The organism is Sphingomonas bacterium (assembly GCF_903644135.1).
Taxonomy (GTDB): Bacteria; Pseudomonadota; Alphaproteobacteria; order Sphingomonadales; family Sphingomonadaceae; genus Sphingomonas.
In genome coordinates, this window is sequence record NZ_CAHJXA010000174.1 from 1 (window position 1) to 5,901 (window position 5,901).

Consider the following 5,901-nt stretch of genomic DNA (forward strand, 5'->3'; position numbering starts at 1 on the left):
CATCATGCGCGAGATCTGCTATTGGCTGCTGACCGGCCCGCAGGGCGGCGAGATCGCCCGGCTGGCGCTCGCGGGCAGCCCGGCGCGGCCGGTGATGGAGGCGCTGGGCGCGCTGCGCGAGCGCTTCCGGCGAACGGTGCGCGTCGACGAACTCGCCGCCATCGCGCGGCTGAGCCCCTCCGCCTTCCACCGCCGCTTCCGCGCGCTGACCGGGCTGGCACCGCTCCAGTACCAGAAGCGGCTGCGCCTGTTGGAAGCGCGCCGGCTGATGGTGACCGGCGTGGCCAATGTCGAGGCCGCCTGCTTCGAGGTCGGCTATGAGAGCCCGTCGCAGTTCAGCCGCGAGTATGCCCGGATGTTCGGAGCACCGCCCAAGCGCGACACGGATGCCACGCGCGGGTTACGGGAGCTGGCGGTGTGACGTGCCGCTCCCGTCAGGTCGACAGGGCCGCCGCCAGCCCGAGCAGCACTGCGAAGGTGCCGAGCGGCATCAGGTGCGAGACGTCGCGGTGCCGAAGCACGGTGAGCGTCGCGACGACGATGACGATCGCGCCCAGGATCAGCCCGGCGATGCGCGTCGCCGGCAGGCAGAGCAGGACGGCGATGCCGATCTCCAGCCCGCCGGTGACGCCGCCCCACCACGCCGGATAGCCCCAGCGGACCAAGTCGCGGCGCACCGCCGGCGAACCGCGCAGGTTGACAGCCCCTGCAACGAGGAAGGCGACGGCGGCCGTCCAGCTGGCAACGACATGCAGCATGTCAGGCCTGCCCCGCCAGCAGCGGCAGCGCTCCAGCGATCATCACGACAGCGGTCAGCAGATGGATCCCGATCGCGCGTGCCGTTGAGCCCCTGGCGGCGAGGATGAGCGTCATGTCGCCAAGTGGTATCAGCGCCTCGACCAGCAGGACGATCCCGAGCAGGCGGGGGCCGCCCCAGGCCAGCACAGCCAGCACCACCAGCCCGGACACGATGTCGCGGCTGCCCTTGAGACGCAGCCACCAGGCCATGTTGGCACCAGCCTCCGGCAGCGGCAGGCCGAAGCTGCGCGTCGCCGCCTGCGGGGCCAGGAGATACATCCCGCCGATCGCGATGATGGCGATCGCGACCAGGATCGCTACGCCGATGGAAAACCAATGCATCGATTTCTCCAATCAAGAACAAACATTATATAGCGTTGCTAGTATACGTTTCAACGCTATGATCCAGCATCTCTAGAGGCAAGATTGCAATGGGCGTAGCAGAACGGAAAACGCGGGAGCGGGACGATCGCGAGCGGCGCATCACGGCAGCCGCGCGTCAGATCGCAACCGCGGAAGGCTGGGACGCGGTGACGATCCGGCGGCTGGCCGAGGCGATCGAATACAGCCAACCCGTCCTCTACGCGCATTTCGCCAATCGCGACGCGATCGTGGCCGCGGTCGCGGTCGATGGCTTTCGGGAACTCGCCGATGCGCTTCGGCACGCGCGAGACGGTCGCGCCAACGGCCGCGATGCGATCCGTGCCGTCGCCTTCGCCTATCTCGCCTTCGCCAGCGATCAGCCCGCCATCTACGAGGCGATGTTCACCCTGCCCGCCGGCCTGCGTTTCGCGGAGGCCCACACCCCACCCGCAGCGCGCGACGCCTTTGAGGCCCTGGCAGCCGTGGTGCCGGGCGACGACACCGCCACCGAGACGTTCTGGGCGGCGCTGCACGGTCTGGTCGCGCTGGAGCGGGCGGGCAGGATCAGGGCTTCGGCGCGCGAGGAGCGGCTGACGCTCGCCGTCAACGGCCTGCTCGGCTATTGATGCTCGACCTCGGGCGTCAGGCCATGTTCGGCGGCTCCAGCGTTCCCAGCCAGGCGACCAGCGCCAGCACGGCTATCGCACAGCCCGTCTCCGCCAACAGGCTGCGGCGAAGAAGGATCAAGGCCCCGGCAGGGTCCCGGCCATCGATCGAGCGGCGAAGCGCCGGTCCGTACAGCCAGCGATTGAGCGCAGCGAGCGCCAGCATGGCTGCGAACAGCGCGAGCTTGCCGAGCAGCAGCCTGCCCCACAGGCTCGCACCCAGCGTTCCAACCTGACCTGGCCCGACCAGGAACCAGCCGTTCACGATGCCGGTCAAGGCGAGCACGCCCACCGTCGCGGTGCCGATCGACGCGAAGCCGGAAAGCGCCTGATGTGCCGACCGGAGCCGCCCGCCATCCATGCCGGCGGCCGGAGGCGACAGCATCGCTGCCAGCGCCAGCAGCGCCCCCACCCACAGGCCGCTTGCGAGCAGGTGAGCGATGTCGGCCGCAAGATGCACCCAACCCGCAACGCCCTCGCCCGCGATTCCATGCCCACTCCAGGCGAGCGTCGCGAGGGCGAGCGTCGCGCCGGCCCCTGACACCGTCGCGGCGTGCCTTCCGCTCATCGCCGCCGCAACGATGGCGATCGCCAGCGCGGCGGTCCGCACGATCCACGCCGTTCCTACCGCCGTCTCGCTCAGCACGGTCCGCACGGCGTCGGTGTCGATCGGCCAGGCAGGCGTACCCGCCATCCCGGCGGCCAGCACCGGCAGGGACACGAGCGAGGCAAGCATCGCGACCGCCGGCGCGAACCGGAACGCCGCGCGTGCTCGGCCGGGCAGCTCCTCGCCTGTTCCGGGCGTCAGCAGCAGCAACGCGGCCGGCACCCCGGCCGCAGCGCACAGCGTCAGGTACAGCGCGAGCCGGATCGCGATCACGCCCGGATCGCTATCGCACCTGGAACGCGAGTACCCCGGTGACGTGGTGGGTGTCGGCGGCGGTGGTGTGGTAATCGACCTCATATGCCCCGGGCGCGAGCGGCCGCGCGGGGCGAAGGTGAATGGTCACCCCGTCGGCTTCGAACGAGATCGCGGCGGGGACGCGGCCGGCTTTGCTCCGCTTCAGCATCGCGCCCGAGAATTTGGGCAGCAATCGCTCGCTGAAGCGCAGGTCGATCGTGGCGGGCGCGGCAGTCGTTGCTCCCTCCGCTGGTGTCGAAGCGATCAGCCTTGCATGGGCCTCAAGCGCAGCGGGTGCGGCAAGCAGGACGGCGACCGCGAGCGCGTGGCGGACAGTCATGGGATACTCCTCTGCATGGATCAGCTTCCGTAGCGCAAGCGGACGTAGAGCATGAAGCTTTTCACGCCGCGGCCGCCATAGCTTGGCACCAGCGCGGCCGGGTAGGCATAGGCACTGGCCAGCCCGCCGACCGCGACGAACAGGTGCGGCCGGACCGGCGTCTCCCGCTGATAGCCGAGCGACAGCTTCTCGACCGGGTAGATGATACCCGCCTGACGGGTCTGGCCGAAAAGTTCGTTCTCGTCCTCCCGCTCGACCCGCCCGTACACCTCGTTGCGCCCGAACATCAGCGCGCTCTCGGCGAGGAAGCCGGTCAGCGCAGGACCGGGCTCCTCGCCCTTGACGCTGAAGGCGATCGTGGTCGCCCAATTCCGGCCGGTGCCCAGCGGCTTGTTGTAGGTGGCCGACGCCGTCGTGCGCTGCTCGTCGACATCGGGTTCGAGCTGCTCGGGCGAGTGGAGATGGCCGGTCGATAGCTGCAGCGACAGGTCCGCCGTCGGGTTCCAGGACGCACGGACGGACCAGCTGTCGAGCCGCGGCGTCTCGAAGTTCCAGCGGTGCTGATCGGGTTCGCGGCCCTTGAAGGCGCTCGCCTCGATCTTCCAGCTGCCGCCCGAGAAGCCGGCGGTGACGACGCCATAGGTGATGTGAGTCGAATCGAACCAGTGATGCCCGATCGGCGCTTCCGGATCGTCCATGCCAGAGATGCGGTGCATGAAGGTCGGCGGCCCCAGCGCAGGTTCGCCGGGCAGGCCGGCATAGAGCGTCACTTCGCGCCCGCCGCCGAGTTGATGCGCCCAGCTCCCGGCCAGCTCCATGAACAGGTCGTGCGGATGCTGCCGGTCGATCAGCGGCGTGCGGCCATCGGCGGTCTCACCGGTCGCGAACAGCAGCGGGTAGCCCTGCGGCCCCATGATCGGGTCGAGCGACATCATCAGGCGAAGACCGATGCGGTCGGCTTCCGACACGTCGCGCGACGCCATCAGCATTGCCATCGACGCGCTGAACGCGCGCGTCTGCCCGCGCGGTGCACCCTGATGGTCGTAGATGCCGTTGATCCAGCCCTCGGCCATGAGGTTCCAGCCGCCGGCCTCGAACATCCGCCCGCGCATCGGCGAACTGTCGGGCTGCCATGCGGTGCCCGAACTCTCGCGCGTCATCGCCTCGTGGCCGAGCATCCCCTGCATCGTCATGCCCGCCATCGGGCCGGCCATGTTCATCCCGGCCATGGCGGTGCCGGACGGATCAGCGCCGGCACCCATGCCCGGCATCGGCCCCATGGCCTGCGACCGGGTGTCGGTCGGGGTCGGCGCGGTGGTCGCTGGTGGAGCGGAGGCGGGTGCTGATGGCATCGCCATGCCGGGCATCTGCTGCGCGGTTGCAGGTGCCGCGATCATGGCGGCCGCCCCTGCCGCTCGCGCCCACCGCCTGCATGTTCCACTCGCTTTCGCCATGCGATGCCGTGTAGCATCCGTACCATGGTACGGAGTCAAGCGGTTTGGCTGACGATCGGCGAACTCGCCGGCGAGAGCGGCGTCGGGGTTGAGACGGTCCGCTATTACCAGCGGCGCGGGCTGATGCGAACGCCAGCGCGCCCTGCGGGCGGCGGCATCCGCCACTATGGCGAGGATGATCGTCGTCGGCTCCGCTTCATCCGCGCGGCGCAGGATGCGGGCTTCACCCTCGACCAGGTCGGCGAGCTGGTGCTGCTGGACGCGACCCTCGATCGGCCCGAGGCACTGGCGCTTGCCCGCAAACAGATGGCCATCCTCGATGAACGGATCGCGAGGCTGATCGACGCGCGAGCGGCCCTGGCGACGCTCGCCGACAGCTGTGCCGCAGGCGGCACCGGCCCCTGCCCGATCATCGCCGCCTTCGACCGTCCCGGCTCAGCCTCTGGGATTGCCGCGGAACAGGCGGCTGACGGGGATGTAGCGATCCGGGCGGACGTGCGGCAGGCGCTGGACGTCGTCTGACGCGGCTGCCTTGGCGTGCTTCAATCACCTGGCAAGCGGGCCAGAAAGGCGGCTCCTCCCAAGTAGGTCTGTCCGAGCGTCAGGTCGCCGCCATGCGCCCGCAGGATCTGGCGGGCGAGCGCGAGACCGACGCCGCTGCCCGCCGGCTTGGTGGTGAAGAACGGCCGGAAGATCGCCTCCGCCTCCGCGTCGTCCACCCCGCAGCCATTGTCGGCGACCTCCATGATCGTCTCGTCGGCGGTGGCGACGATGCTTAGCCGGACCTGCGGTGTCGGCGCATCGGCGACGGCCTCGGCAGCGTTCTGCAACAGCGCCCAGACGGCGGCGGTCAGCTGGTCGGCGTCGCCGCGCATCGCCGCGGACAGCCGGTCGCTCTGCGCCGTCAGCGTGACGCCCGGCCAGCGGATCGCGAACAGCCGCACGAGGTCGGCGACGAACTCCGCCGCGTCGACGCGCCCGGGAACCGGTGCCGGCAGCCTGGCGAGCGCGCGATAGGCTTCCCCGAACCGCTGGAGCCCCGCCGCGCGGCGCGCGATCGTGCCGACCGCGTCTCGGACCGCGACCAGGTCGGGTTCGGCGTCGTCGACCATGTCCGCCGCCGTCCGGCTCAGCGAGGCGATCGGGGTCAGGGCGTTGACGACCTCATGGCTGAGCACCTGGACGAGGTCGCGCAGCGTCGCCGCCTCGGTCGCCTTCAGCTCGGCGTCGATGTCGATCAGCGCCGCGAGCCGGCTGTTCGCACCGCCGCCGGCGAGGTCGCTGGTGACGAGCGCGTAGGTCCGTCCGGCCAGCTCCACCGACGCGGCACGGCCGGCCGGACCTGCCGCTATGGCCTCGCCGAGCGTCGCTGGCGGCGCG

At 70.3% G+C, this 5,901-nt stretch carries 9 protein-coding genes; 3 read left to right on the forward strand and 6 right to left on the reverse strand.

Annotated features, from left to right (window positions below; all coding sequences use genetic code 11):
• The coding region (locus HUU96_RS09970) for a helix-turn-helix domain-containing protein (protein ID WP_174292661.1) at positions 1-421 on the forward strand (421 nt) is incomplete at its 5' end.
• A gap of 13 nt (positions 422-434) precedes the next feature.
• Here HUU96_RS09970 and HUU96_RS09975 read toward each other — a convergent pair.
• Both HUU96_RS09975 and HUU96_RS09980 read right to left on the reverse strand, forming a co-directional pair.
• On the reverse strand, positions 435-758 hold the full coding sequence (locus tag HUU96_RS09975) for a DoxX family protein (RefSeq protein WP_174292662.1): 324 nt from the start codon (positions 756-758) through the stop codon (positions 435-437).
• Between the two features lies 1 nt (position 759).
• Positions 760-1,140, reverse strand: coding sequence for a DUF4267 domain-containing protein (locus HUU96_RS09980; protein ID WP_174292663.1), 381 nt, complete (start codon positions 1,138-1,140; stop codon positions 760-762).
• An 89-nt stretch (positions 1,141-1,229) separates the two neighbouring features.
• Between HUU96_RS09980 and HUU96_RS09985 the strand changes: the two genes are divergently transcribed.
• Positions 1,230-1,787 carry a TetR/AcrR family transcriptional regulator gene (locus HUU96_RS09985; protein ID WP_174292664.1) on the forward strand — a complete coding sequence of 186 codons (558 nt, stop codon included), beginning with the start codon at positions 1,230-1,232 and terminating at the stop codon, positions 1,785-1,787.
• Positions 1,788-1,803: 16 nt separating this feature from the next.
• Here HUU96_RS09985 and copD read toward each other — a convergent pair whose 3' ends face one another.
• From copD to HUU96_RS10000, 3 genes are read right to left on the reverse strand one after another with little or no spacing between them, the layout of a single operon-like run.
• Positions 1,804-2,706 carry a copper homeostasis membrane protein CopD gene (copD, locus tag HUU96_RS09990; protein WP_254605170.1) on the reverse strand — a complete coding sequence of 301 codons (903 nt, stop codon included), beginning with the start codon at positions 2,704-2,706 and terminating at the stop codon, positions 1,804-1,806.
• A gap of 10 nt (positions 2,707-2,716) precedes the next feature.
• Positions 2,717-3,067, reverse strand: coding sequence for a copper resistance protein CopC (locus tag HUU96_RS09995; protein ID WP_174292666.1), 351 nt, complete (start codon positions 3,065-3,067; stop codon positions 2,717-2,719).
• A gap of 20 nt (positions 3,068-3,087) precedes the next feature.
• Positions 3,088-4,464, reverse strand: coding sequence for a hypothetical protein (locus HUU96_RS10000; protein WP_174292667.1), 1,377 nt, complete (start codon positions 4,462-4,464; stop codon positions 3,088-3,090).
• A gap of 81 nt (positions 4,465-4,545) precedes the next feature.
• Here HUU96_RS10000 and HUU96_RS10005 point away from each other — a divergent pair, with 81 nt between their 5' ends.
• Positions 4,546-5,043, forward strand: coding sequence for a MerR family transcriptional regulator (locus tag HUU96_RS10005; RefSeq protein WP_174292668.1), 498 nt, complete (start codon positions 4,546-4,548; stop codon positions 5,041-5,043).
• Between the two features lie 20 nt (positions 5,044-5,063).
• Here the strand turns inward: HUU96_RS10005 and HUU96_RS10010 are convergent.
• Positions 5,064-5,901, reverse strand: an 838-nt coding sequence (locus HUU96_RS10010) for a sensor histidine kinase (protein ID WP_174292669.1), incomplete at its 5' end; no start/stop codon positions are given.